This window comes from Kribbella sp. NPDC026611, assembly GCF_040638345.1.
Classification (GTDB): Bacteria; Actinomycetota; Actinomycetes; order Propionibacteriales; family Kribbellaceae; genus Kribbella.
In genome coordinates this window covers 1048236-1073812 of record NZ_JBEZYC010000001.1, presented here as the reverse complement: position 1 = coordinate 1073812, position 25577 = coordinate 1048236, and the positions used below count along the sequence as shown (strand labels likewise).

Sequence of the window (25577 nt, the reverse complement as noted above, 5' to 3'; positions counted from 1 at the left end):
ACCTCCGATTCGAGGGGATGATCCTCACCGTAGCAGACACTACGAGATTCTGAATAGATGTTGTGACTGCTACAGAGGATCGATGTGGGCATGAGCCGGCCCCGGTCGCGCAGGGTGCGCGGCCGGGGCCGGATGTCAACGGTGGTTGGGGTTCAGCGCTTCTTCGGCCGGACGTCGATGGCCAGGCTGATGCTGAACGCGACCACGATCAGCGCGCCGCCGAGCAGCGTCAGTGCCGTGTCGCCGAGGGCACCGGAGACGGTCAGCACGAACAGGATCACCAGCGCCAGCAGCACCGCGGCCGCGATCTTCCAGTCGTCGCCGATGATGAAGTCGTACCAGAACTGGCCGAACGCCTTGAGGAACTTCATTTCTGCACCTCCACGGGGATACCGCCGGCCGGCGCCGGAGCGGCCGGCCTGCGCAGCACCGCGACGAAGATCCGGCTGAGCACCAGCCAGGCGGCGATCAGGACCAGGATCATCAGGTCGTGGCCCGGCCAGTCGAGGCTCGCGCGGCCGTCCCGGAAGATGCCGATGCCCTCGACCGCCCAGTAGGTCCCGAACGAGGCGAGCAGCAGGCCGACGCCGTACTTGAGCAGGTTCTCGTTGATCATCGACAGCGGCCGGCGCAGCGCCACCGCGATGCCGAGCACGATCACCACCGCCGCGGCCGCACCGAGGCTGGCAGCCGGGATGTTGTTCGCATTCAGGCCGAAGGTGAGCACGATGAAGACGACCTCCATGCCCTCCAGGAAGACGCCCTTGAACGAGACCATGAAGCCGAACAGGTCCAGGCCACCCCTGGTCTCCCCGGCCGCCTTGGCCGCCTCGACCTCCTCGCGGTAGATCGCGTCCTCGTCATGCACGGCCTTGCGTCCGGACGATCGCAGGATCGCCTTGCGCAGCCACTGCAGGCCGAAGACCAGCAGCAGACCGCCGATCGCGAGCTGCAGCGCCGACTCCGGCAACCAGGTCGCCAGCGCGTAACCGGCCGCCACGGTCACGACCGCGAGCGCACCGAGCGCGGCGACCGTCCCGATCAGGGCGGACTTCCAGCCGCGGGTGTAGCCCATCGCCATGACGATCGTGGTCGCTTCCACCATCTCCACGAAGCACGCGACGAACGTCGCGACGATCAATCCCCACGTTGCCGCGTCCATCTCTCACCAGCCTTCCGTTGTTTGCAACATATGTTTCACGTAACGATAGTTACATAAATCTCGCGGTGTCAACGAAACGGAGGGGTTAGCTGAGGGCGGTCACCAAGGTGCTCGCGGAGATGTTGCCGCCGCACGAGACGACGGCCACCCGCCGGCCCTCGAGCTCGGTACGCCGGGCGCGTGCGGCGGCGAACGCCATCGCAGCGGAACCTTCGATCAACTGGTGCTCGGTGTCGATCACCATCCGCAGCGCCGCGCTGATCGCGTCCTCACCGACCAGGACCCAGTCGTCGACCAGCTCACGGCACAGGTCGAAGGTGATGCTGCCCGGTTCGACGCTGCCCGCCGTACCGTCGGAGAGCGTGTCCTTGGCGTCGACCTGGACGATCTTGCCGGCCCGGACCGAGGCCGCCATCGCGTCGTCGCGGACCGGAGAGGCGCCGTACACCCTGATGCCGGGCAGGTGCTTCTTGAGCACCGCCGCGACACCACTGATCAGCCCGCCGCCACCAACCGCGACCACGACCGCGTCGAGCGGTTCCCCGGCGAGCTGCTCCAGGATCTCCACCCCGACCGTGCCCTGCCCGGCGATCACATCGGGGTCGTTGTACGGCGGTACGTAGGTCAGGTCGTGCTCGGCCGCGAACGCCCGGGCCTTCGGCTCGAGCACACCCGAATCGTTGCCCTCGGCCCGTAGTTCCAGGCCGAGCCGGCGGAGCGCCGCGACCTTGCTCGGCGACGCGTTCTCCGGCAGGTAGACGATGCCATGGCCGCCGAGCGTGGCCAGCGCGTTGCCGACCCCGAGACCGTGGTTGCCGGTCGATGCAGTCACCACGCCGGCCTGCCGCTGCGCGTCGGTCAGCGTCAGGATCTTCGCCATCGATCCGCGCGCCTTGAACGAGCCGGTGCGCTGCAGGTGCTCGCTCTTCACCAGCACCTCGGCGCCGAGCTCGTCGCTGAACGCTCCGTAGCGTACGAACGGCGTCAGCGTCAGGTGCTCGCGCAGCTTGGGTGCGACGCGCTCCGACCGCTCGGCGGCTTCCGCGGGACTCAACGTCATTCAGTTCTCCTTCATCCGGTGGCCACTGACAGCTGGGTCCGGAGGCCGGCACGCAGCGGGATACACATCGGCTTACCACTGACCGGGTGCGGTACCACCTTGGACTCCACCCCGAACACGTCGCGGATGATGTCGCAGGTGAACACGTCCTCCGGCGGCCCTTGGGTCACGAGCGCGCCGGACTTCATCACGAACACGTGGTCGGCGTACTCCGCCGCCATGTTGAAGTCGTGCAGCACCATGGCCACCGTCTTACCCTGCTCCTGGTTGAGCTGGTGCAGCAGGTCGAGCACCTCCAACTGGTAGGCGACGTCGAGGTACGTCGTCGGCTCGTCCAGCAGGATCAGGTCAGTGCCCTGAGCCAGGCACAGCGCGATCCAGACCCGCTGCCGCTGACCGCCGGACAGCTGATCCACATGCTGGTGCCGGAGCTCCGCCGTGCTGGTCACCTCCATCGCCCACTCGACCGCGTCCTTGTCGGCGGCGCTGGGCACCTTCAGCGAGGTCCGGTGCGGGTGGCGGCCGAACCAGACCAGGTCCTCGACCGAGATCGATTCGGGCGTGACCAGGACCTGCGGCAGGATCGCGAGCAGCCGGGCCACCTCCTTCGTCGGTGTGTCCTGGATCGACTTCCCGTCCAGGATCACACTTCCCTTGGCCGGCGGCAGCAACCGGGCCAGAGCGCGCAGCGCGGTGCTCTTGCCGGAACCGTTGGGACCGATCAGCACGCTGACCTTCCCGTCCGGGATGGTCAGGGTCAGGTCGTCGGCGATGACCGTGCGGTCATAGGCGAGCTGGACGCCTTGTGCCTGCAGACGCATGGCGGTTCTCCTACTTTCCGGTCTTCACGAGCAGGTACAGGAAGTACGGACCCCCGACGACCGCGGTCACCAGACCGGCGGGAATCTCGAGCGGTGGCGCAAGACCGCGGCCGAGCATGTCGGCGACCAGCATCAGCAGTACGCCGAACAACGCGGACGCCGGGACCGACGCCAGGTGCTTGCCGCCGAACACGCGGCGCGCCATGTGCGGCGCGATCAGCCCGACGAAGCCGATCGTGCCGGCGACCGCCACCGCGGCGGCAGCCAGCGCGACCGCGGCGAGCAGCAGCATCCGCCGCGTCTTCTCGACCGGCTCCCCCAGGCCGGCGGCCAGGTCGTCACCGAGACCGAGGACGTCGAGCTTGCGGGCCCAGACCACGATCACCGGGACGAGCACCAGCACCCACGGCAGGATCTCCAGCACGGCACTCATCGACCGGCCGAACAGACTCCCGGTCAGCCAGATCAGCGCCGCGCTCACGTCGAGTGGATTGCGCACCAGCAGGAACCGGATCCCGGCCTCGAACGCGGCACTGACCGCGATTCCGACCAGCGCGATCCGGACCGGCGTCGCACCCCGCCGATACGCGAACAGGTAGACCAGCACGGCAGCCAGTACGCCGCCGACGAAGGCTGCCGGTACGACGGCCAGCACCGGGACACCCGGGATCGCGAGCAACAGCAGCATTCCGCCGAAGCCGGCACCCTTGGTCACGCCAATGATGTCCGGTGCGGCCAGCGGGTTGCGGATCACTCCTTGCATCACCGCTCCCGACACCGCGAGCGCCGTACCGACGAGCCAGCAGAGCAGCACCCGGGGCAGCTGGAAGTCGAGCACGATCGCGGCTGCCTGATCGGCGGTGTCACCGGTCAGGGCGTGCAGGACGTTCGAGGCGGAGACCTCGGTCGCGCCAACGCTCAGGCTGTAGAAACTCAGTACCAGCGCGAGAACGGTCAGCGAGATCATCAACGGACCCGGGTGCCGCCGGGCGAGCGACGTCCGCCCGACGCGCCGCGCGACAATCGCCGTACTCATGAGGTCACCTTCTGCCGGCGGGCCAGGTAGACGAAGACAGGTGCACCGATCAGCGCCGTCACGACACCGGCCGGGACCTCGAACGGCGGCTTGACGTAGCGGGACACGATGTCGGCGTACAGCAGCAGCGCCGCGCCGCCGGCCGCGCACAACGGCAGCAGTACGGCGTAGCTCGAACCGACCAGACGCCGCATGATGTGCGGGACGATCAGCCCGATGAACGCGACCGGACCGGCCACCGAAACGGCCGCACCGGACAGCACGATCACCAGCGCGGAGCCGATCAGCCGGGTCCGCTCGACGTTCTGCCCCAGCCCGCGGGCCATGTCGTCACCGAGCGCCAGCAGGTTCAGCGGCCGGGCCATCGCGAACGCACCGATCAGCCCGAGCACCAGCCACGGCAGCAGGTTGCGGATGTCGGTCCAGCCGGCGAAGTTGACGCCGCCCACCAGCCAGAACAGCACGCTGTCCGCGGAGTTCTCGTCGAAGATGATCAGCACCTGGGTCAGCGAGATCAGCAGGCTGCTCGCGGTGACGCCAGCCAAGGCGAGCCGGACCGGACTGATCCGGCCGCGGCCCGAACCTGCGAGCAGCATCACCGACACCCCGGCTGCGGCCGCACCGCCGAACGCGAGCAGGATCGTTGGTGCGCCCGACAGCGACGGCACCACGGAGATCGCGAGGACGACGACGAAGACCGCGCCGGCGTTGACACCCATGATCTCGGGTGCGGCCAGCGGGTTCGCTGCGACCGCCTGCATCAGCGCGCCCGCCACCGCGAGGGCGGCGCCGACGAGCAGCGCCAGCACCACCCTCGGCAGCCGGATCGACTGCAGGATCAGCTCGTCCGGCTGATCGGCCCGGAAGATTGCCTGCGGCAACCTCGCGAGCGAGATCTGCTGGCTGCCGATCGACATCCCCCAGACGAAGCCGGCCACGACCACGAAGAGCAGCGCCAGCGCCACCCAGGTGACGCGCTGCTTGCTGGTGACGATCTTCGGACGCCTGGGGGTGGCGTCCTCGGTCGGTGCGGGCGCGGTGCCCACTGACGCAGGTGCTGACATGTCACTTCCCGTAGAGGAGTTTGACTGCTTCCTGAGCGACCACTTCGGAGGCGATCAGGCCGCGGGACCGGGACCACTCGTTCGGGTTCACGTCGTACGTCGCGCTGTTCTTCACTGCCGGGATCTGCTTCCACAGCGGGCTCTTCGCCCAGGTGTCGCGCAGGGTCGGACCGTCGTTCGGGGCGATGAACATGATGTCCGGCTTGTTCGCGACCAGGGTCTCCAGGGTCATCGAGACCGACGCGTCACCGCCCGAGTCGGGCAGCGATGAGGGGATGCCGATGGCGGACAGGACACCCGGCGTGTAGGCCTTCGGCGGGAAGCCGGTGAAGCCCTTGTCCGAGGCCCGCACGAACAGCGCCTTGCGGCTCTCGTTCGCGCTCACCTTCGACTTCAGGCCGGCCATCGTGCTGGCGTGCTCGGCGAGCCGCTTCTTCATCTCGTCGCACTTGTTCAGCGCGATCGCCGTCGACATCTCGCTGTCCAGCACCTGCTGGTAGTTGCCGTTCAGGCTGGCGAAGGCGATGGTCGGCGCGATCTTCGACAGCTGTGCGTAGATCGCCTTGTGCCGGCCGCTGTCGGCCACGATCAGGTCGGGCTTCAGGGCGGTGATCACCTGGATGTTCGGCGTCGCCCGCAGACCGACCGACTTGTAGGTGCCGACCTGCTGGCGCAGGGCCGGGATGATGCGCTTCGGCTGGTTGTCGTCGGCGACACCGATCGGCGACATCCCGACCGCGACCAGGGCGTCGACGAACGAGTACTCCAGCGCCACCACCTTCGTCGGCGTACCGGTGATGGTGGTGCTGCCGAGGTCGTGCTTGACCGTGCGGGTGGGTTTCCCGCACTAGCCGAGGTTGACGTCCGGGCTGACACCTTCGGCGGCCGCGGCGCGGTCGGCGTTCGGCGCGGCGCCGGTGGCGGGCGACGCCGCGCTGCCGCAGCCGGCCAGGGCGACCGCGGCGGCGGTCAGGGTGACGGCCGCGAGCACGCGCCGCAACCTGGAAGATCGGTGGGACATGGCATTCGCTCCTGAGGTCGACAATGCCTTGCAGGGTGGGGTTCAGCCGGCCGCGGTGAGGGACAGGGCCGGTTCGTCGACGTCCGGGCGGTCGGCGAGACCGGGGCCGTCGTAGAGGTTCCAGGGGGCCCGCTGGTAGCTGTTGCTGCAGGGCAGACCGGGCGTGAGCCGGTAGGTGCCAGTGGTCAGGTCGACCAGGCTGGACACGATGGTGGCGTAACGGTCGAGCTCGTGCCGGCGCGGGTCGACGTGCTGGCAGACGGCGTTGGGATGACTGAAGTGGTCGCTCATCGTGGTCTGTACGACGGTTTCGACCGCCTTCTCCGTGGTGCCGTCCTGGCGGACCCGGCGCAGGCCCTCCTCGACGCGCGGCACCCGGTAGAGGGAGTCCACCGAGAACGGGGTGTAGGTCTGTTCGATCTGCGGCGGGACGAAGGCCTGGAAGTGGTTCCCGTGCACCAGCAGGCCGTCGGTCGGGTACATCCAGCCGTTGCGGCCGGGCGTCGTCTCGACGTCGATGGCGAACCCGTCGCGGTGGGTGAGGAGCAGGTTGCTGGACAGGCTTTGCTTGGCGTGGAAGACCACCTGCAGTGCGTCGTACAGGTCCCAGCTCTCCAGGACCCTCCGGCGGACGAAGGTGCCCGGCACATTCAGGCCCGAGCCGAAGCCGGCGCCGAGCCCGTTGGCGTTCAGCGCCAGGCCGGCCGAGTTCGCGCCGTGCCGCGCCAGCTGTCCGGCCTCGACGTGACCGATTATCGTCGGCTTGCCCGGCTGGGAGACGCGGAGCAGGACGACGGTGTCGGCGACACCGGCCCACAGATCCCAGTTCTGCCCGGCCCAGACATGTCCGAGCGGGTTGGCCTGCGGCATGATCGCGAACGACGTACAGCCGTCGTCGCCCTGGTTCTCGAAGGGGTTGCCCCGGGTCAGCTCGCCACGGCTGTTCAGCGCGAGGATCTCCGCGAACGTCCGGCCGGAGCCGTCGGCGATGCCGCGGACCTCGTCCAGCAGCTCGGGAGCGTGCGGCTCGATGACCGGCACCCAGTACGGCGCACGCTCCAGCACGTCGGCCCAGCTCAGCCCGGTGGCACACGGAACCGACTCGGCGTAGAAGGCGAGCGAGCGCTCGATCTGCGGACGCGCGGCCTCGCCGTACTGGCGGCCGCGATCGCGAGCGTCGGCGCCGGAGATGTCGATCGTGGGTAGCTCGGACACGGAGTCGCTCCAGGGGCTGGACGGTTCTGGATCGGACCGTTCGTTGTGTTCACTACGAATATTCATCTGACGGTAGTGATTGCTACAATCGCTGTCAACGGGTAACTGCAGCGTTTACCGGGCGGTGACCTGGCGGTTCGGATGACATGATCTGTGTACTGCCAGGTACGAAGCGGAGGATCGGTGTGACCAAGCCCAAGGCGCCCACCCTGCCGGAGCGGGTGGCAAGCCGGATCGACGTCCTGACCGCGACCGAGCGGCGGATCGCCGAGTACCTGTCCGCCCACCCGCAGGAGGCCGCGTTCTCGTCGGCCGAGGAGCTCGGACGGGCCACCGGCACCAGCGACGCCAGCGTCGTACGGACCGCCAAGGCGCTCGGGTTCGACGGCCTGCCGGGGCTGAAGCGTTCGCTACAGGGCGAGCTGCAGGCCCTGCTCAGCCCGGCGAACCGGCTCAGCAACAGCCTCGGGTCGTTCGAGGACGGCGCCGAGGGCATCCTCACCGCGACCCTGCGCGACCACGTGGAGCGGCTGCAACAGGCCGAGCGGACGATCGACCCGCAGCAGTTCGAGCGCGCCGTCGAGCTGATAGACACCGCCCGCGAGACGGTCATCTGCGGCTTCGCCGGCCTGGACGGAGTCTCGGCATACACCGCGACCCACCTGACCCGCATCGGCCGTCGCGCCCGCGCCGCGTCCGACACCGGCTACCGGCTCGCCGACCGGCTGTTGTCGCTGGGTCCGGAGGACGTCGTGGTCGTGATCGCGCACAACCGGATCATCGTGGAGACCCGCGTCGTGCTCGACCTGTGCGCCGAGGTCGGTGCCCGCGCGATCCTGATCACCGACACCTTGGGTGAGGCGCTGCGCAATCAGGTCGACGCCGTCCTGTCGGCGCCGACGAGCCGGCCGGGCACGTTCACCAGTCAGGCGACCGTGCTGATCCTGCTCGAGGCCTTGGTGATCGCCGTCGCCGCGCGCGACCAGGACCGCTCGCTCGAGACGACCGACCGGATGAACCAGCTGCGCGAGGACCTGATGGGCTTCTCCCGCGCCGACGAGGTCGCGCTCAACCTCCCGGCCCGCCGCCGCGGCCGCAAGCGCGGCGCCTAGGACACGCCCTAGATGGTGCCCTCGGTGCGTTCGTAGACGTCTGCCTCGAACTCCTCCAGCAGCCGTTCGCAGTCGGCCACCTTGGACCGGGCAAGGTCTTTGCCCTCGGCATCCATCCAGTCGCGGCCCTCCACCTTGGCCAGCCAGCGGCGGAGCTTCTCCAGGTCCTGGCGGATCTCCTCCGCCTCCTCGAAGGTGTAGTTCTCCCGGAACCGCTCGAACTCGATCTCCTTGACGAACTTGGTCTCGCACTCCTCGACGATCTCGGCGTACTCCTTCGCGGACTGGCTGCGGAAGCCGTCCACGAACTGCCGGCGGGCGTCCTCGTCGACCTCGGTCAGGGTCAGGAAGACGCTCGAGCCACCCAGCTCGGTCACCTTCTCCCGCACCTTCTCCAGGCCGGCGCGCAGTTCCTCGCGGTCCGGCAGTACGCACACCGCCTGCTGCACGTAGAACCCGCCCAGCCGCTTCAGTTCCCGCCACACCGCCACCCGCGCCCGCGACGACTCGCTCGGCACCTTGTAGATGAGCAGGAGCCAGCTCTCCGCTGCGGGACTCTTGGGCTTGGTACGACGGGTCGCCATGGCGGACAGGTTATCCGCTGACGCGGCTGCGGATCCCCTCGACGAGATACGGCATCACCTCCCGCCAGTCCGCGACCAGCCCGACGTCGCAGTGCGCGAAGACGTCCGCGGCCGGATCGTTGTTGATGGCCACTACGGTCCCGGCCCGGGCGGCACCGGCCAGGTGATTCAGGTTGCCGGACAGGCCGACGGCGACGTACATCCGCGGCGCGACGCTGCGGCCGGTGATGCCGATCTGGCGTCCGTGCGGCATCCAGCCCTGGTCGGTGACCTTGCGGGTGGCGGCCAGCTCGGCGCCGAGCAGGGCGCGGATGGGTTCGAGCTCGCCGTACGTCGCTGGGTCCACGCCGCGGCCGACGCTGATCACTACCTCGGCTCGGTCGAGGGCGTCGCCTTCGTTGCCTGTTCTTCGCTCGGACCTCTGCAGTGCTGGGTCGTGGGCGACCGGCAGGAGTTGCTCGTCGATGACATGTGCTTCCCGTGGGCTGCGGATCGGGAGGAGGCCGGTGCGGAGGGTGGCGATCTGGGGCGATCCGTGAGTGACGATCTGGGCGAGCATGCCGCCGCCGGACGGTTTGAGCCCGGACAGCCGGTTGCCTGGTTCGACGCTGAGGCTGATCAGGTCCGACATCAACCCAGCCCCAAACACCACCGCCAGCCGCGCCAACACTTCCCGATCCCAAGGCAGAGCAGCACCCAACACAGCCCAAGGCTCCCGCTCCCCAATCCACCCACCCAACGCCGCCACCACCGCCCGAGGCTCATCCCCACCCAACGTCACCACAACATCAGCCCCCCACCGGCTGAAATCTGTCGTGTTCTCACTGGTGCGTATGGCGGTCACCGTCCCACCGGTTTGAGCCGCCAACGAAGCCGCCGCCCCCAGCAAAGCCCGAACACCAACCTCAGGCCCAGGCCCCACCAGCACCACCACTTCTCCTGAAGTAGTTGAAGGTGCCCGGCGCGGCACAGACCCAGAGTCTGTCGCCGCCGTCGGTTTGAAGCAGCCTCGGGCTGTTAGTTCTTGTACGGCTTGGGTGGCTTGGGATTGGGGGGTGCCGTGGAGGATGAGGGGGGTTCGGGTGTGGGGGGCTGGGTGGACCTGGGTGACCTTGGTGGGGCTGGCGGGGAGGCCCCAGGGGGCGGGGGGTAGGTCGGCGGTGGTTACCGTGCGGATGGTGGAGGCGGGTGGCCAGGTTTCGGGGGGTGCCTTGCAGGGGTCGCAGGAGCGTTCGGCGACGGCGACGACTGCGGGGAGGGTGACGACCACCGACTCGGTGCCGCTGTCGTGCTGGACCACCGTCCGCAGGTGTTTACCGTCGGGCTCCACGGACAGGACTGGCCCGGTGAAGGGCAGGCCCAGTAACTCGGCGAGCATTGCACCGACCGCACCCGTGCTGCCGTCGACCGAGCTGGCTCCTACCAGTATCAGGTCCGGTGGATCGTCGAGCAGCGCGACAGTCGCCGCCAGAGCCCGGGCAGTAACCAGACAATCGGACCCAGCCAGCGCAGGATCCGTCAGCTGCACCGCGTCGTCGACACCCCAGGCAAGAGCCTCCCGCAGTACGTCGGCAGCCGCCGGCGGGCCCATGGTGATCGCCGTACTGCGACCACCCGTCTCCCGCGCCAACCGAACCGCCTGCGCGACGGCTCGACGGCACCACGGGTTCATCTCGGTGACCGCACCGGCCCGCAGCAGCCGCCCTTCGCCATCAAGGCGCCCACTGTGATCGCCCTTCGGCACCTGCTTCACCAGCGCGGTCACAAGTAAGGATCTGTTCATCGATTGGGTCGCAGTCTGTCCGTCGAGACCGGAAGCAACTCTCTCCTCCCGGAGATCGGGAACTGTCGGTCCAGACTGATTGGGTGAGCCGCGTGTCCCGGTTTCGCATGTACCCGACGCCCGCGCAGGCCAGTGCCTCGCGGCAGCAGTGCGGGCATGCCCGATACGTATGGAATCTGGCACTCGAGCAGTGGTCGATGTGGACAAGGGACAGGAAAGCGCCGCCTGCCCACCTCGAGCAGGCTCGGCAACTGACCGAAGCACGGGCGACGTTCGGGTGGCTGCGGGCGGGATCGCAGACCGTGCAGCAGCAGGCGCTGCGGGACCTCCACCAGGCGGTCACGAACTTCTACGCAGGCACCCACCGACGCCCGACCTGGCGCAGGATCGGAAGACACGAAGGGTTCCGCATTTGTTGGATCTCAGGCGCGCCGGATCGTGACGCTGAGCCGGAAGTGGGCCGCCGTCAACGTGCCGAAGGTCGGTTGGGTACGGTTTCGGCTGTCCAGACCGGTACCCGTCGCGAAGTCGTACCGCATCACGTACGACCGGGCGGGTCGATGGCACATTGCATTCGCCGTCGTACCGCCGCCAGTCCCCGGACCAGGTACAGGACAGATCGCCGGCGTGGACCGCGGCATCACCGTCTCGGCCGCCGTGTCCACGGGTGAGCTCCTGAGCTGCCCTGGGCTGACGGAGGCTGAACAGCAGCGACTCAAGGATCTGCAACGTCGGTTTGCGCGATGCAACCTTGGTTCCAACCGCCGCCAGCGAATGAAGGCCGCGATCGCCAAGCTGTACGCGCGGGGTCGCGACCGTCGTAAGGACTGGGTCGAGAAGACCAGCACGGATCTCGCCCGGAGGTTCGACGTCATCCGCGTGGAAGACCTGCGGATCGCCCAGATGTCGAGGCGCCCCAAGCCCAAGCCTGCCCCTGACCGGTCCGGCGCCTACCTGCCAAATCGGCGCCGTTCCAAGGCTGGTCTCAACCGGGGGATCCTGGCCAATGGCTGGGGCCAACTGGTACGTCGTCTGGAGCACAAGGCCGCCGGCCGTGTCGAGAAAGTCAAATCTGCGTACACGTCGCAAACCTGTAGCGTCTGCGGGCACTGCGCTTCGGAGAGCCGCAAGAGCCAAGCGGCCTTTCGGTGCGTAGCCTGCGGACATGAGGCGAACTCGGATGTGAACGCAGCTGTCAACATCGCGGCCGGACGGGCCGTCAGCGCACGTCGAGAGACGCTGGTACAGGTCTCGCTGAAGCGTGAACCTCAACTCCCTACCTCCGCGTAGTCGTTGGAATCCCCACCCCTGCAGGGTGAGGAGGACGTCAAGACAATCCGGTCCCGACCGCCAGCCCGATCGCGAAGGTGACGCCGGCTGACAGGCCGCCCAGGAGTAGCTGACGGCCGCCGCCGTACCAGAACGGGCGGGCGGTGATCTTGCCGACGATGCCGCCGGTGACGACCAGGCCGATCGCGCTCAGCAGCAGCGCGGGGAGAACAGACGCCGCACCGAAGAGGAACGGGATCAACGGGACCAGCGCACCGACAGCGAACGCGGCGAACGACGACCCGGCCGCCACCCACGGCGACGGCAGGTCGTTGGGGTCCACACCTAGCTCTTCCCGCACGTGGACGTCGAGCGCCACGTCCGCGTCGACCGTCAGCTCGCGCGCCACCTGAGCGGCCAGCTCCGGGCGCAGACCCTTCGCCTCGTACATCATCGCGAGCTCGCGCTCTTCTTCTTCCGGGTGGATCCTCAGCTCGCGCCGCTCCACCTCGATCTCTGCCTTCATCAGCTCGGTCTGCGACGAGACCGAGGTGAACTCACCCGAGGCCATCGAGCAGGCCCCGGCGACCAGGCCGGCCAGCCCGGTCATGATCACGACCTTGCCGGTCGCACCGCCACCGACCACACCGGCGACGAGCGCGAAGTTCGACACCAGGCCGTCCATCACCCCGAAGGTCGCCGGCCGCAGCCAGCCACCGGTGACATCGCGGTGCGAGTGGTGGAGCTCGGCCGGTGTTTCCGCAACGTCCGCGGTCATCTGCATCCGTCCTTCCGACTGAGGTGAGCCTTGCCGCACTGAGGTTTGCGTAACCTCAGTTAATCTGCATCACCTGTTACATCAGTATATTCGTTACTTTCCAGGTGCCGCAACGGCGCCCCGGTCCGCGGCCGAGAGATGCGCCACGGTGACACCGGTGGCGGTCATCGTCCGGGTCACCGCGTGGCCGCCGTACACCCAGTAGATGGTCAGCTCGCCGTCGCCGCGGTTGATGAACTGGTGCGGTACGCCGGCCGGCACCCAGGTCGCGTCGCCGGCCTCCAGGTCGACCCGCTCGTCGCCGATCACCGCGGTCGCCTGGCCGGAGAAGATCAGCACCGACTCCTCGACGTTGTGCGAGTGCACCGGGATCTCCGTACCAGGTGCGAAGACCGTCGTCCCGGTGGTGATCCGGCTCGCGTCGGTGTTCCAGGCGCCGACGTACGGAACCGTCCGGACGCCGCTGCCCCGGTCGAACACCTCGACCTCGCCGGGCCGGATCACCAACCGCGGCGCCGGGTCGTCGGACCAGACGGTCTTCACGTTCATGAACTCGCGCATCCCGTGCGCGGCCAGTTCGCGCCCGTACCCGGACCGCTTGATCCCGCCGAACGGCAACCGCGGGTCCGAGGCAACCATCGCGTTCACGAACACCGCCCCGGCATCGAGCCGGCGGACCAACTCGGACGCCCGGTCCGAAGCCGTCCACAACGACGCCCCGAGCCCGAACTCGGTCTGGTTGGCGAGCCGGATCGCCTCGTCGGCGTCCCGGGCCCGAGTCACCGCCGTGACCGGCCCGAACGTCTCCTCGTCGAACGCCGCCATCCCCGGCAGCACGTGGTCGAGAATCGTCGGCTGGTAGTAGAACCCGTCCCGATCCGCCGCCGCGCCACCGCACACGAGTGTGGCGCCGGCTTCGACGGTACGGCGTACCTGGTCGTCCAACGTGTCGCGCAGACCGGCCCGCGCCAACGGACCAACGGTCGTGCCGTCCTCGGCAGGATCGCCGACGACCAGCCGGCCGACCGCCTTGGTGAAGAGTTCGACGAACCGGTCGGCGACGGAGTCCTCGACGATGAAGCGCTTCGCGTTGACGCAGCTCTGTCCGGTGTTGAGGAAGCGCGCCGTTGCCGCTGTTGTCGCGGCGGTCTCCAGGTCGGCGTCGGCGAGCACGATGAACGGGTCCGAGCCGCCGAGCTCGAGCACCTGCTTCTTCAGCGCTCGACCAGCTTGCTCCGCGATGATGCGCCCGACCTGGGTCGAGCCGGTGAAGGTCACCGCCGCGATCCGGTCGTCCGCGATCAGCCCGGCGACCTGTTCGGTCTCGACCAGGACGACGCCGACCAGCCCGTCCGGCACGCCAGCGTCGCGCAGTACCGACTCGATCGCGAGCGCACAGCGCGGGACCGAGTTGGCGGGCTTCAGGATCGCGCCGTTGCCCGCCGCGAGGGCCGAGGCGAGGAAGCGGAAGAACTGCCAGAACGGGTAGTTCCACGGCATCACCGCGAGCACAACGCCGAGCGGGTCGACCTCGACCCGGCCTTGAGCGGTGATCGTCTCCGCGGCCAGGAACCCGGGCGCGTTCGTCGCGTAGTACTCGCAGTTGACCGCGCACTTCTCGATCTCGGCGACGGACTCGGCGAGCGGCTTGCCCATCTCGCTGGTGATCAGCGCGGCGAGCTCGGCCTTGCGGCCCCGCAGCGTGCCGGCGAGGGCGGTGAGCAGGTCGGTACGCCGACCAGTGCTGGACCAACGCCAGTTGCTCTGGGCAACCACTGCGGCGGCGAGCAGCCGGTCGACCCGGTCGTCGTCGTACGGGTCGAAGGTGGCGAGGTGTTCGCCGGTGGCGGGGTTGATCGACGCGATCACTTCGGTGGCCCTTCGCTGAGGTGGTGCAGCAGGTACGGCAGCACGCCGCCGTGCTGGTAGTAGTCGTGCTCCCGAGGCGTGTCGAGCCGGATCCGCAGCCGATAGCTCTTGCCGGCCGAGGACGCGGTAGCGAAGCCGTCGTCGCCGAGCCGAATGTCGATCGGCGCCTCGCCGGTCAGGTCGCCGCCCTCGCCGGGCAGGAACTCGAGCGGCAGGATGCCGAGACCGACCAGGTTCGACCGGTGGATACGCTCGAAGGACTGCGCCAGGACCGCGCGTACGTCGAGCAACGCCGGCCCCTTCGCCGCCCAGTCCCGCGACGACCCGGTGCCGTACTCCTTGCCCGCGACAACGACCAGCGGTACACCGGCCGCCCGATACGCGTCGGCCGCCGCGTAGATCGAGGTCAGCACCCCATCCGGGCCTCGCGTCACTCCCCCTTCGGCACCGTGCGCCAACTGGTTGCGTAGGCGGACGTTGGCGAAGGTCCCGCGCATCATCACCAGGTGGTTGCCGCGCCGCGACGCGTAGGTGTTGAGCTGGCCGCGCGGCACTCCCTGGTTGATCAGGTACCGCCCGGCGACGCTCTCCGGCGGGATCGCACCGGCAGGCGAAACGTGGTCGGTGGTGACCGAGTCCCCGAGCCGCACCAGCGCCCGCGCCCCGATCAGATCACCGGGACGCGCCGGCTGACCGAAGTACGGCGGTGGCTGCAGGTACGTCGACTCGTCCCAGGCGTAGGTCTCGCCGTCCGGTGCATCCAGGTCCTGCCACCGCGCGTCGCCGGCGAACAGGTCGTCGTACGTGTGGTCGAAGAGCTCGGGCGTGAGCGTCGAACCGATCACCGCCTCGATGTCGCCGGGCTGTGGCCAGAGATCGGCGAGGTAGACGGGCCGGCCGTCGGAGCCGGTGCCGAGCGGCTCGGTGAGCAGGTCGATGTCCATCCGGCCGGCCAGCGCGTAGGCGATCACGAGCGGCGGCGACGCGAGGTAGTTCAGCCGGACGTCGGACTGGATCCGCCCCTCGAAGTTGCGGTTCCCTGAGAGCACCGCCGCGACGGTGAGGTCCTGAGCACGAACCACCTCACCGACCTCGTCGATCAACGCACCCGAGGCTCCGATACAGGTCATGCAACCGAACCCGGCCAGATGGAACCCGAGCTTGTCCAGGTACGCCGTCAGTCCCGCCGCACCGAGGTAGTCCATCACCACGCGCGAACCGGGCGACAGCGTCGTCTTCACCCACGGCCGGCTGGTGAGCCCACGCTCGACCGCGTTCCGCGCCAGCAACCCGGCGGCGACCATCACCGAAGGGTTCGAGGTGTTCGTGCACGAGGTGATCGCGGCAACCACGACAGCACCGTGCCCCGGCAGGTCGGCGGTGCGAGGACCCGTCGGCAGTTCGGATTCCGCGGCCTGCTTGGCGGCGGTCAGCGTGACCCGCTGCTGCGGGCGACGCGGTCCGGCGATCGACGGGACCACGGCGCCGAGGTCGAGCTCGACGTACTCGTCGTACCGAAGCTCCGTCGTCGGGTCGTGCCACAGACCCTGGCTCCTGGCGTAGGTCTCGATCAGGGCGACCTTCGCCGGTGGGCGGCCGGTGAAGCGCAGGTAGTCCAGAGTCCGGTCGTCGATCGGGAAGTACGCCGCGGTCGAGCCGAACTCCGGGCTCATGTTCGCGATCGTCGCTCGGTCCGGCACCGGCAGCGTGGCCAGCGCGGGACCGCCGAACTCGACCAGCTTGCCCACCACCCCGTGCGCGCGCAGCGTCTCGGTGATCGTCAGCACCAGGTCGGTCGCGGTCGTGCCGACCGGCAACGCGCCGGACAGTCGGACGCCGACGACCGGCGGCAGCAGCATCGACACCGGCTGCCCGAGCATCGCCGCCTCGGCCTCGATGCCGCCGATCCCCCAGCCCAGAACTCCGAGCCCGTTCACCATCGTGGTGTGCGAGTCCGTGCCGAGGCACAGATCGGGAAAGACCCAGCCGCCCCGTTCCTCCACCACCCGGGCAAGGTGCTCGAGGTTGAGCTGGTGCATGATCCCCGACCCCGGCGGCACCACCTTCAGCTGCCGGAAGGTGCGCTGTCCCCAGCGCAGGAAGCGGTACCGCTCGGCGTTCCGCGCGTACTCCAGCTCGACGTTGCGCTGCAGCGCGTCCGGCCGGCCGAAGACGTCGGCGATGACCGAGTGGTCGACGACCAGCTCGGCCGGAACCAGTGGGTCGACCAACGCCGGATCCTTGCCTAACGCAACCATTGCGTCGCGCATCGCGGCCAGGTCGGCGAGCACCGGTACGCCGTTCGTGTCGTGCAGAAACACCCGGGACGGGAAGACCTCCAGCTCGCCGGTCGCGCCTGGCTCCCAGTTCCGAAGTACGTCGCTCGCCGTCCCGTGGCGCAGGGCGTTCTCGAGCAGGATACGCAGCGTTCGTGGCAGGTGAGCCGGCGCTTCGTTCAGGGATTGGAGCTTCATGCGTGTTGTCTGATCGAATCGACGACCGCCGACGTGAACTCCGTGGTGCCTGCGCAGCCGCCGAGGTCGGGAGTCCGGATGCCCTGGGCAACCGTGGCGCGGAGCGCGCGGTCGATGACGTCCGCAGCGTCGGTGACGCCCAGCCAGTCCAGCAGCATCGCGCCGGAGGCGATCATCGCGGTCGGGTTGGCGAGGCCGCGGCCCGCGATGTCGGGTGCCGAGCCGTGCGCGGCCTGGGCCATCGCCCGGTCGTTCGACGCGTTGATGGACGGCGCGATACCGAGCGAGCCGGCCAGCTCGCCGGCCAGGTCGGACAGGATGTCGCCGAACATGTTCTCGGTCACCAGGACGTCGAAGTCGGCGCCGTGCCGGACCAGGTGCACGGTCATCGCGTCGATATGGAAGTCGTCCACCTCGACGTCGGGAAAGCCGGCCGCGAGCTGCCGGCAGATTTCCAGGAAGAAGCCGGTGCTGGTGCGCAGCACGTTGGCCTTGTGCACGATGGTCAGGTGCCTGCGGCGGCGGCGCGCCAGCTCGAGTGCATGGAGGGCGATCCGCTCGATCGCGGTCCGAGTGAAGATCCCCATCGCGATCGCCACGTCGGCGGTCGGCATGAACTCGCCGGTGCCGCGGTACGTACTGCGGTCCGCGTAGAAGCCCTCGGTGTTCTCCCGGACAACGACCAGGTCGAGGCCCGGCACCAGCGCCGGCGCGCCCTCGAACGCCCTGGCCGGCCGGATGTTCGCGAACAGGTCGAAGTGCTTGCGCAGAAACCCACTCGGGTTGAGCCGCGCGCGGTGCTCAGCGGGGTACGCCGCGCTGTCGTGCGGGCCGAGCAACCAGCCGTCGAGCTTCGCGAGCGTCTCCACGGTGACGTCGGGGAGCGCGCTGCCGTGCGTCTCGATCGCCGCCGCTCCGACCGGGAGCGGCACCCACTCGACCGGCTCCGCGCCGGCCACAGCCAGCGCCGCGTCGAGCACCCGAACGGCGGCCGGAACGATCTCGGGCCCGATGCCGTCACCTTCGAGGACTCCCAGCTGCGTCATATCTGGAGTTTGAGTCGTTATAACGACTCACGTCAAGAGTCGCGGCAAGTCGTCTCGGGCCTTGATATGCTGCGATCCAGGGTTATAACCGAGGGGAGCTCCGGTGACGAAGGCGGAGAGTGCCTACGAGCTGGTCCGGGCGCGGCTGCTGAGCGGCGACCTGTTACCGGGCGCCGTCATCCCCCAGGCGGCGCTGGCCCGCGAGCTCGGCGTGAGTACGACGCCATTGCGCGAGGCGCTGCGCCGGTTGATGACCGAGGGCCTGGTCGAACTCGACGCCCACCGGGACGCCCGGGTCACCCGGCTGACCGCTGAGGAGGCGCGCGATCTGGTCGAGATCCGGCGTTCGCTGGACCCGCTGGCGGCCGGGCTCGCGGCGGAACGCCGGACCCGCGACGATCTCGCACGGATCCGGCAGGCGGCCGACGAGTTACAGCCGCTCCACACCGACCCAGGGCCGGCCGAACTGCTCACGCACCGGCGCTTTCACGTCGCGATCTACACCGCCTCGCACAACCAGTTGCTCGTGCAGACCTTGGACGGGCTGTGGGACAAGGCGGACCGCTACCGCCGACTCGCCCTCGAGGACGGGCGGAGCGACGAGGATCTGGAGCGCACCCACGCCGAGCATCTCGCGCTGGTCGATGCGATCGCCGTCGGCGACACCGCCACGGCCGCGGCGGTCATGCTCGCGCACGTCGACGCCAGCCTCGGTGCGCGTGCGGTCGCCCGCCTGACCGCGGCCGCCACCCAACCGGTGGCCCGATCGTTGCGCGGCATCCGGGGAGGGCGGGGATGACAGCGGGCGCGTGGACCGGCTTCCAGTACCGCGAGGTCGACGCGGACGGCTGGACGACGTACTGGCGTCTCGATCCGAGTGGCCAGGACTTCGGCCTGTACGACTGGACGGACCCGGAACGCCCCGGCCACCGCTTGTGGGAGCGGGCGGCGACACCTGCGGGCGTCCGAGCGTCCTGGCGTACGGCGGCCCGCTCGGTCGAGGTGGAGATCCGTGCGCAGCTCGGCATCTACAGCAGGATCGCGCCGCTGGACCTGCTCGTCGACGGGAAACTGTACGAGCGGTGCGAGCTGCAAGCCCGGGAGCAACGCATGATCACCAGCCTGCCCGGCCACGAGGTCGAGCTGGAGATCTGGCTCCCGCAGGCGGGCGTCATCTCGGTCCGGGGCCCCCGCTTCGACGGCGCGGCCGAGCCGCTCGCACCGACCGGTCCGCGGTGGGTCACCTACGGCAGCTCGATCACGCAGTGCAGCGGTGCCTACGGACCGTCGGAGACCTGGCCGGCGCTGGTCGCGCGTCAGCACGGCTGGGAGTGCGTCAATCTCGGCTTCGCCGGCGAGTGCCATCTCGATCCGGTCGCGGCCCGGACGATCCGGGACCTGCCGGCCCGGCTGATCTCGCTGTGTCTCGGCATCAACATCCACGGCGGCGCGACCTTCAGCGGACGGACGCTGCCCGGCCAGGTCGAGGCGTTCGTCCGTACTGTCCGCGAGGGGCATCCGCAGACACCCATCGTCGTGATCACTCCGTTGCTCGCTCCGAACCGTGAAGGCTCGGTGAACGCGGTCGGCCTCACGCTGGACGACGTCCGCGGGTGTGTCGAGCTGGGTGCTCGGACCGATCCTGACATCGAGGTCATCGACGGCCGCACGATCCTCAGCCTGGAGGAAGCCCGGGCCCTGTATGCCGATGACGTGCATCCAGGGCCCGACGGCTACCGGCTGATCGGCGAGCGGCTCGCCGGCCGGCTCACTCTGCCGATGTAAGGCTGGTGCCGAGCGCCTGCCAGTCGAGGACCGGCGCGGCCAGCTTGCTGATCGTGGCGAGCAGGCCAAGGCGGGCGGCCCGGACCTCCGGGTCCTCGGCCATCACCAGGATCTCGTCGAAGAAGGTGTTGGTCGGCTCGACCAGCACCGACGTCGCCGCGACGAACTCGCCCAGCGCGGTCGGCGCCTCGCCGATCTTCTGCACCGCCTCGTGCAGCACGACCTCGGCCGGCTCGGTCAGCTTGCTCGAGTCGTACGCCGCCTCGGTGCCCTCCGGCACGATCCGCCGGACCCGCTGCAGGACCGCGACCAGGCCGGCGAAGTCGCTGTGACCGACCAGACCCTGCAGGGTCTTCAGCGTCTCGTCCGCGACCGCCGGAGCCGTTGCCAACGGCAACACTGCGGCCACCTGGAGGTGATCGTCACCGCGGTCGATCAGCTGCTGCTCGTAACGCCGGAGGGTGAACTCGGCGACCTCGTCCAGCGATTCCGCCGGTACGTCGATGCCCTGGGCCCCGATCTCGTCGGCCGCCGCCTTCAGGCCGACCGGCAAGGTGATCGCGCGCAGCTCCGGGTGCTCGCGCAGGATCGCCACCACTCCGGCCGCGGCGCGGCGCAGCGCGAACGGGTCGGAGCTCCCGGTCGGCTTCGCGCCGATCCCGAACAGGCCGGCCAGCAGGTCGAGCCGGTCCGCCAGCGCGAGCAGCGCGCCCGGAGTCGTCGACGGCACCGGGTCGCCGGCGGACCGCGGCAGCTCCATGTCGTAAAGGGCCTGCGCGACCGCCTCGATCTCGCCGGCGCGGCGCGCGTACTCGCGGGCCATCGTGCCGGCCAGGCTGGTCAGCTCGACGACCATCTGCGAACCGAGGTCGAACTTGGCCAGCTCGGCGGCCCGCTTCAGCGTCGCGAGGTCGTCGCCGTCCAGGTCCACCACGTCCGCGAGGGTGAGTGCGATCCGGCCGATCCGGCCGGCGCGGTCGGCCATCGAGCCGAGCTTCTCCTCGAACGCGAGCTTGTCCAGCTCGGCCTTCATCGACTCCAGCGAGGTGTCGAGGTCCGCCCGCCAGAAGAAGGCGGCGTCCTCGTAGCGGGCCCGCAGTACGCCTTCGTTGCCGGCCCGGACGACGTCCTCGTCGACCGAACCGTTGGCAACGGCAACGAAGTGGGCGAGCAGCTTGCCGTCGTTGTCGCGCACCGGCAGGTAGCGCTGGTGCTTGCGCATGACGGTGGTGAGGATCTCGCTCGGCAGGTCCAGGTAGTCGGCGGAGAAGCCGCCCAGGATCGGCGTCGGCTCCTCGATCAGGTTCACGACCTGGTCGATCAGCGCCGCCTCGCCCTCCACGTCGATGGTGCCGCCAACGGTCTTGGCCAGCGCGCTCGCGGCCTCGACGATGGTCGCCCGCCGGCGCTCCGGGTCGGCCTCGATGCCGTGGATCCGGAGCAGGTCCAGGTAGCCCTCGGCGGACGCGATCTCGACCTGCGGCTGGGCCGCGGTCCGGAGTACGCGGGTGATCCGGCCGGCGGCGAGGCTGGACACCGAGACCGGAATGACCGCGTCGCCGAGGAGCGCGACCAGCCAGCGGATCGGGCGGGTGAAGGACAGATTGGCGTCGTTCCAGCGCATGTTCTTGTCCGAGCGGAGGCCGCGGACGATCTCGCTCAGGACGCCGCTCAGGACCTCCGCCGCCCCGCGACCGGGATCCGGCTTGGTGACCGCGACGTACTCGACGCCGTCGACGTCCAGGTCGTGCAACTCGCTCACGTCGACGCCCTGGCCGCGGGCAAACCCGGCGGCGGCCTTGGTGACGTTGCCGTCGGCGTCGTACGCCGCGACCTTCTTGGGGCCGCGCACGACCCGCTCGGCGTCCGGCTCACCGGCCTGGACCTCGGCGACGAACGCGACCACCCGCCGGGGCGTCGCGTACGTCGTGATCTTGCCGTGCCCGAGCCTGGTCGCGCCGAGCTTCTCCTCGAGGGCGGCCTGCACGGCAGCCGCCGTCTTGGTGACCTCCGACGGCGGCATCTCCTCGGTGCCGATCTCGAACGTCAGCTGCCGGGTCCCGGTGCTCTTCGGGAACTCTGTCGGCTCCGGAGCGGCCGCCGGGAGCTCCGCGCGACCCAGCGGGTACTCCAGCTCCTCGCGACGCTCTGCCCACAGCCGCGAAACCTCGCGCGCGAGCGTGCGCATCCGGCCGAACGCCTTCGCGCGCTCCGTCGTGCTGACCGCGCCGCGCGCGTCCAGGACGTTGAAGGTGTGCGAGCACCGCAGTACCTGGATGTGCGCGGGCACCGGGAGGCGGTCGTCGATCATCCGCCGGGCCTCGGCGGCGTACTCCTCGAACAGGCGCTTCTGCGACTCGACGTCGGCGTCGTCCAGGTAGTAGCGGCTCATCTCGTACTCCGCCTGGCCGAACGCCTCGCCGTACGAGATGCCCGGCGCGTAGGCGATGTCCTTGAAGTGCGAGACGCCCTGCAGCGCCATCATGATCCGCTCGATGCCGTAGGTGATCTCCACCGACACCGGGTCCAGCGTCATGCCGCCGGCCTGCTGGAAGTACGTGAACTGGGTGATCTCCAGCCCGTCCAGCCAGACCTCCCAGCCGAGACCCCAGGACCCGGTCGCCGGGTTGGCCCAGTTGTCCTCGACGAACCGCACGTCGTGCGCGTCGATGTCGATACCGAGCGCGGTCAGGCTCTGTAGGAACAGCTCCTGCGGGTTGCCCGGGTCCGGCTTCAGCACGACCTGGAACTGGGTATGGGTCTGCAGGCGGTTCGGGTTCTCGCCGTACCGGCTGTCGTCCGGGCGCACGCTCGGCTCGACGTACGCGACCCGCCACGGCTCGGGACCGAGCACCCGCAGGATCGTCGCCGGGTTCAGCGTCCCGGCTCCGACCTCGGTGTTGAACGGCTGCACCACCATGCAGCCCCGGTCGGTCCAGTACTTCGTCAGCGCCAGCAGCGCGTCCTGCATGGTGAGCACAACAAGACCTCAAGCGTTCTTCCGGGGGGTATCGGTGAGGAGTCTATTCGCCCCGGACCGCCGCGACGTCCCCGAGGACCAGGTCGGGCCCTTCGGTACCTCCCCACCTGGTTCGGGACCACCTGTCTACACTCGTTCGGTGACCTCGCCCAGACACGCAGCGGTTCTCCGCTAGTCACGTCGTCCGCTCCCCCGGGTGCTCTCCCGGGGTCGAGCCGTGCTGCCCATCTTCGCCATCTCACGGCTGGGACGACTCATGCCTTTTCTCACGGTCGACGACCGCATGACCGCCGATCGGGCGCTACGCCTGATCCGCCGCGGACACACCCTGCTCTGGACAGGAGACTTCCAGAACGCCAGACAAATCCTCGCCGCCCTCGGCCGCCGCGTCCCGGCACCGCGCGACGGCTCCTTCGCGGACCAGCGCCGGCGCCAGGCCGAGCGGGTCCGGATCCTCAGCTCGTTGTTCGTACCAATGACCGGGCACCGCGTCACGCTCCGCCGATCCCCCGACCTCCGGACCGCCTGCCGCGAGGCCGGTGTGCCGCACGACGCCGGACCGGTCCCGCTGCGCGAGCTCCTTGGCGTCATCGGCGCCCACCAGCTTCGCCGACGCGGCGTTCACGTCCCCGCGCTCAACGACCGCATCCACCCGCACTACGGCGTCTTCGCCCCCACCCGCTCGGAGTACGCCGACCTCGTCGCCCAGCAACCCTTGCCGGCGGGAGCTGGTACGGCGTTCGACATCGGAACCGGTACTGGGCTCCTGGCCGCGATCCTCGCCAGGCGTGGCATTCGCCGGCTGGTTGCTACCGACAACAACCCGCGGGCGGTCGCGTGCGCCCGGGAGAACCTCGAGCGGTTGGCGGTGAGCGCCGAGGTACTGGAGACCGATCTGTTCCCGCCAGGCCGGGCGGACCTGATCGTCTGCAACCCGCCCTGGATCCCGGCCACTCCGCTCACGGCCCTCGACCGGGCGGTGTACGACGAGGACGGGCGGATGCTCCGCGGGTTCCTGGGGACCGTTCGCGAACGCCTCGAACCGGGTGGCGAAGCGTGGCTGATCCTGTCCGACCTGGCCGAGCTGCTCGGGCTCAGGTCACGCGGTGAGTTGGTAGCAATGTTCCAGGCCGGTGGCCTCCGGGTCGCCGGCCGGACGAGCGTCGAACCGCGGCACCGGCGAGCCCGTGACGGGGAGGTGACCGACTTATGGCAGTTGCGTCCGGGCGGTTGCTGAGGTTCTATCGGCGGGGTGACGGTAACGGAGGCGCACGGGGCGGTCGACGCGGTCTGGCGGATCGAGTCGGCACGGATCATCGCGGGTGTGGCGCGGATCGTGCGGGACGTCGGGCTCGCCGAGGAGCTGGCGCAGGACGCGCTGGTGGCGGCTCTGGAGCAGTGGCCGGAGTCCGGCGTACCGAACAACCCGGGCGCCTGGCTGATGGCGATCGCCAAGCGGCGGGCGATCGACCTGATCCGGCGCAAGGAGACGTACCAGCGCAAGCTCGCCGAGATGGGCCACGAACTGGAGATCGACGGCGACAGCGTCGAGGACGACGTAGAGGCGATCCTCGAGGACCACATCGAAGACGACCTGCTCCGGCTGGTGTTCACCGCCTGTCACCCGGTGCTGACGATGGACGCCCGGGTCACGCTGACGCTCAAGCTGCTCGGCGGCCTGAAGACCGACGAGATCGCCCGCGCCTTCCTGGCCCCGGAGGCGACGATCGCGCAGCGGATCGTCCGGGCCAAGCGCAACCTGGCCAAGGCCGGCGTCGAGTTCGAGGTGCCGGCCGGCGAGGACCTCTTGAGCCGGCTCGGCGCGGTTCTCGAGGTCGTCTACCTGATCTACAACGAGGGGTACTCCGCGACCGCCGGCGACGACTGGATGCGCCCGGCGCTGTGCAACGAGGCTATGCGCCTCGGCCGGCTGCTCGCCGAGCTGATGCCGACCGAGCCCGAGGTCCACGGCCTCCTGGCGCTGATGGAGCTGCAGTCGTCCCGGGCCAACGCTCGGACCGGCCCGGACGGCGAACCCGTGCTGCTGCTCGAGCAGGACCGTCGCCGCTGGGACCGCCTGCTCATCCGCCGCGGGCTCGAAGGCCTCGACCGGGCCTGGGCGCTGGAGAAGCCGCCGGGTCCCTACCTTCTGCAGGCCGCGATCGCCGCGTGCCACGCCCGCGCGGCCGATCCGGACGACACCGACTGGGAGCGGATCGCGGGTCTCTATTCGATCCTCGCCCAGGTCACCCCGTCGCCGGTGGTCGAGCTCAACCTGGCCGTCGCGGTCTCGATGGCCTTCGGGCCGGAGCGTGGGCTGGAGGCCGTCGACGCCCTCGCCGACGACCCGTCGCTGAAGGACTACCACTTCCTACCGAGCGTGCGCGGCGACCTGCTCTTCAAGCTCGGCCGGCTGGACGAAGCCCGGACCGAGTTCGAGAAGGCGGCTGCGCTCACCCGCAACGAGCGCGAGCGCAAACTCCTCCTCGAACGCGCGGCCGCCTGCTAGCTACCGCCT

General features: G+C 69.4%; 21 protein-coding genes and 2 pseudogenes. 7 read left to right on the top strand and 16 right to left on the bottom strand.

Annotated features, from left to right (window positions below; genetic code table 11):
- Positions 1-152: 152 nt before the first annotated feature.
- The 9 genes and pseudogenes from AB0E69_RS05385 to AB0E69_RS05345 form a co-directional block, all read right to left on the bottom strand.
- Positions 153-371, bottom strand: coding sequence for a hypothetical protein (locus AB0E69_RS05385; protein ID WP_360139876.1), 219 nt, complete (start codon positions 369-371; stop codon positions 153-155).
- Positions 368-1162 (bottom strand): hypothetical protein, encoded by a 795-nt coding sequence (locus AB0E69_RS05380; RefSeq protein ID WP_360139873.1) that lies wholly within the window; start codon positions 1160-1162, stop codon positions 368-370. Before AB0E69_RS05380 ends, AB0E69_RS05385 begins: the two co-directional genes overlap by 4 nt.
- An 85-nt stretch (positions 1163-1247) precedes the next feature.
- Entirely contained in the window at positions 1248-2222 is a 975-nt protein-coding gene (locus tag AB0E69_RS05375) for a pyridoxal-phosphate dependent enzyme (RefSeq protein ID WP_360139870.1), read from the bottom strand.
- 11 nt (positions 2223-2233) lie between these two features.
- Positions 2234-3043 carry an ABC transporter ATP-binding protein gene (locus AB0E69_RS05370; RefSeq protein WP_360139867.1) on the bottom strand — a complete coding sequence of 270 codons (810 nt, stop codon included), beginning with the start codon at positions 3041-3043 and terminating at the stop codon, positions 2234-2236.
- Positions 3044-3053: 10 nt separating this feature from the next.
- Positions 3054-4079 carry an iron ABC transporter permease gene (locus AB0E69_RS05365; protein WP_360139864.1) on the bottom strand — a complete coding sequence of 342 codons (1026 nt, stop codon included), beginning with the start codon at positions 4077-4079 and terminating at the stop codon, positions 3054-3056.
- The gene (locus AB0E69_RS05360; RefSeq protein ID WP_360139861.1) at positions 4076-5143 is read right to left on the bottom strand and encodes an iron ABC transporter permease; all 1068 of its coding nucleotides are present in this window, start codon (positions 5141-5143) and stop codon (positions 4076-4078) included. The genes AB0E69_RS05365 and AB0E69_RS05360 overlap by 4 nt, the downstream gene beginning before the upstream one ends.
- Position 5144: 1 nt before the next feature.
- Positions 5145-5966: pseudogene (locus tag AB0E69_RS05355) on the bottom strand (Fe(3+) dicitrate ABC transporter substrate-binding protein); the annotation flags it as partial.
- Positions 5967-5990: 24 nt separating this feature from the next.
- A complete protein-coding gene (locus AB0E69_RS05350; protein WP_360139858.1) occupies positions 5991-6164 on the bottom strand; it encodes a hypothetical protein in 174 nt (57 codons plus the stop codon).
- Positions 6165-6206: 42 nt separating this feature from the next.
- Positions 6207-7379: a C45 family peptidase gene (locus AB0E69_RS05345; RefSeq protein ID WP_360139855.1), complete on the bottom strand. Its 1173-nt coding sequence runs from the start codon at positions 7377-7379 to the stop codon at positions 6207-6209.
- Between the two features lie 185 nt (positions 7380-7564).
- Between AB0E69_RS05345 and AB0E69_RS05340 the strand changes: the two genes are divergently transcribed.
- Positions 7565-8491, top strand: coding sequence for a MurR/RpiR family transcriptional regulator (locus AB0E69_RS05340; protein ID WP_360139853.1), 927 nt, complete (start codon positions 7565-7567; stop codon positions 8489-8491).
- 8 nt (positions 8492-8499) lie between these two features.
- On the opposite strand, the gene AB0E69_RS05335 is transcribed toward AB0E69_RS05340, so the two are convergent.
- Positions 8500-9075 (bottom strand): Chromate resistance protein ChrB, encoded by a 576-nt coding sequence (locus AB0E69_RS05335; RefSeq protein ID WP_360139850.1) that lies wholly within the window; start codon positions 9073-9075, stop codon positions 8500-8502.
- A gap of 10 nt (positions 9076-9085) precedes the next feature.
- Complete coding sequence (locus AB0E69_RS05330) at positions 9086-10840, bottom strand: FAD-binding protein (protein WP_360139847.1); 1755 nt, start codon at positions 10838-10840, stop codon at positions 9086-9088.
- A gap of 125 nt (positions 10841-10965) precedes the next feature.
- On the opposite strand from AB0E69_RS05330, the pseudogene AB0E69_RS05325 reads away from it, so the two are divergent.
- A pseudogene (locus AB0E69_RS05325) lies at positions 10966-11010 on the top strand (hypothetical protein); the annotation flags it as partial.
- A 286-nt stretch (positions 11011-11296) separates the two neighbouring features.
- Positions 11297-12148 carry a transposase gene (locus AB0E69_RS05320; RefSeq protein ID WP_360139844.1) on the top strand — a complete coding sequence of 284 codons (852 nt, stop codon included), beginning with the start codon at positions 11297-11299 and terminating at the stop codon, positions 12146-12148.
- Positions 12149-12185: 37 nt separating this feature from the next.
- On the opposite strand, the gene AB0E69_RS05315 is transcribed toward AB0E69_RS05320, so the two are convergent.
- The 4 genes from AB0E69_RS05315 to AB0E69_RS05300 all read right to left on the bottom strand — a co-directional run bounded on the left by AB0E69_RS05315 (position 12186) and on the right by AB0E69_RS05300 (position 18294).
- Entirely contained in the window at positions 12186-12905 is a 720-nt protein-coding gene (locus tag AB0E69_RS05315; protein ID WP_360139841.1) for a VIT1/CCC1 transporter family protein, read from the bottom strand.
- A gap of 93 nt (positions 12906-12998) precedes the next feature.
- Complete coding sequence (locus AB0E69_RS05310; RefSeq protein ID WP_360139838.1) at positions 12999-14774, bottom strand: aldehyde dehydrogenase family protein; 1776 nt, start codon at positions 14772-14774, stop codon at positions 12999-13001.
- On the bottom strand, positions 14771-17248 hold the full coding sequence (acnA, locus tag AB0E69_RS05305; RefSeq protein ID WP_360139835.1) for an aconitate hydratase AcnA: 2478 nt from the start codon (positions 17246-17248) through the stop codon (positions 14771-14773). Before acnA ends, AB0E69_RS05310 begins: the two co-directional genes overlap by 4 nt.
- Positions 17245-18294: an isocitrate/isopropylmalate dehydrogenase family protein gene (locus AB0E69_RS05300; protein WP_360139832.1), complete on the bottom strand. Its 1050-nt coding sequence runs from the start codon at positions 18292-18294 to the stop codon at positions 17245-17247. Before AB0E69_RS05300 ends, acnA begins: the two co-directional genes overlap by 4 nt.
- A 103-nt stretch (positions 18295-18397) precedes the next feature.
- Between AB0E69_RS05300 and AB0E69_RS05295 the strand changes: the two genes are divergently transcribed.
- On the top strand, positions 18398-19093 hold the full coding sequence (locus AB0E69_RS05295; RefSeq protein WP_360139829.1) for a GntR family transcriptional regulator: 696 nt from the start codon (positions 18398-18400) through the stop codon (positions 19091-19093).
- Complete coding sequence (locus AB0E69_RS05290; RefSeq protein WP_360139826.1) at positions 19090-20079, top strand: GDSL-type esterase/lipase family protein; 990 nt, start codon at positions 19090-19092, stop codon at positions 20077-20079. The genes AB0E69_RS05295 and AB0E69_RS05290 overlap by 4 nt, the downstream gene beginning before the upstream one ends.
- On the opposite strand, the gene AB0E69_RS05285 is transcribed toward AB0E69_RS05290, so the two are convergent.
- Complete coding sequence (locus AB0E69_RS05285) at positions 20063-23050, bottom strand: glycine--tRNA ligase (protein ID WP_360140417.1); 2988 nt, start codon at positions 23048-23050, stop codon at positions 20063-20065. The genes AB0E69_RS05290 and AB0E69_RS05285 overlap by 17 nt on opposite strands.
- Positions 23051-23315: 265 nt before the next feature.
- Between AB0E69_RS05285 and AB0E69_RS05280 the strand changes: the two genes are divergently transcribed.
- Together AB0E69_RS05280 and AB0E69_RS05275 are read left to right on the top strand one after the other, a co-directional pair.
- Positions 23316-24296: a methyltransferase gene (locus AB0E69_RS05280; protein WP_360139823.1), complete on the top strand. Its 981-nt coding sequence runs from the start codon at positions 23316-23318 to the stop codon at positions 24294-24296.
- 15 nt (positions 24297-24311) lie between these two features.
- The gene (locus tag AB0E69_RS05275; protein WP_360139820.1) at positions 24312-25568 is read left to right on the top strand and encodes an RNA polymerase sigma factor; all 1257 of its coding nucleotides are present in this window, start codon (positions 24312-24314) and stop codon (positions 25566-25568) included.
- The last annotated feature ends 9 nt before the right edge of the window (positions 25569-25577 follow it).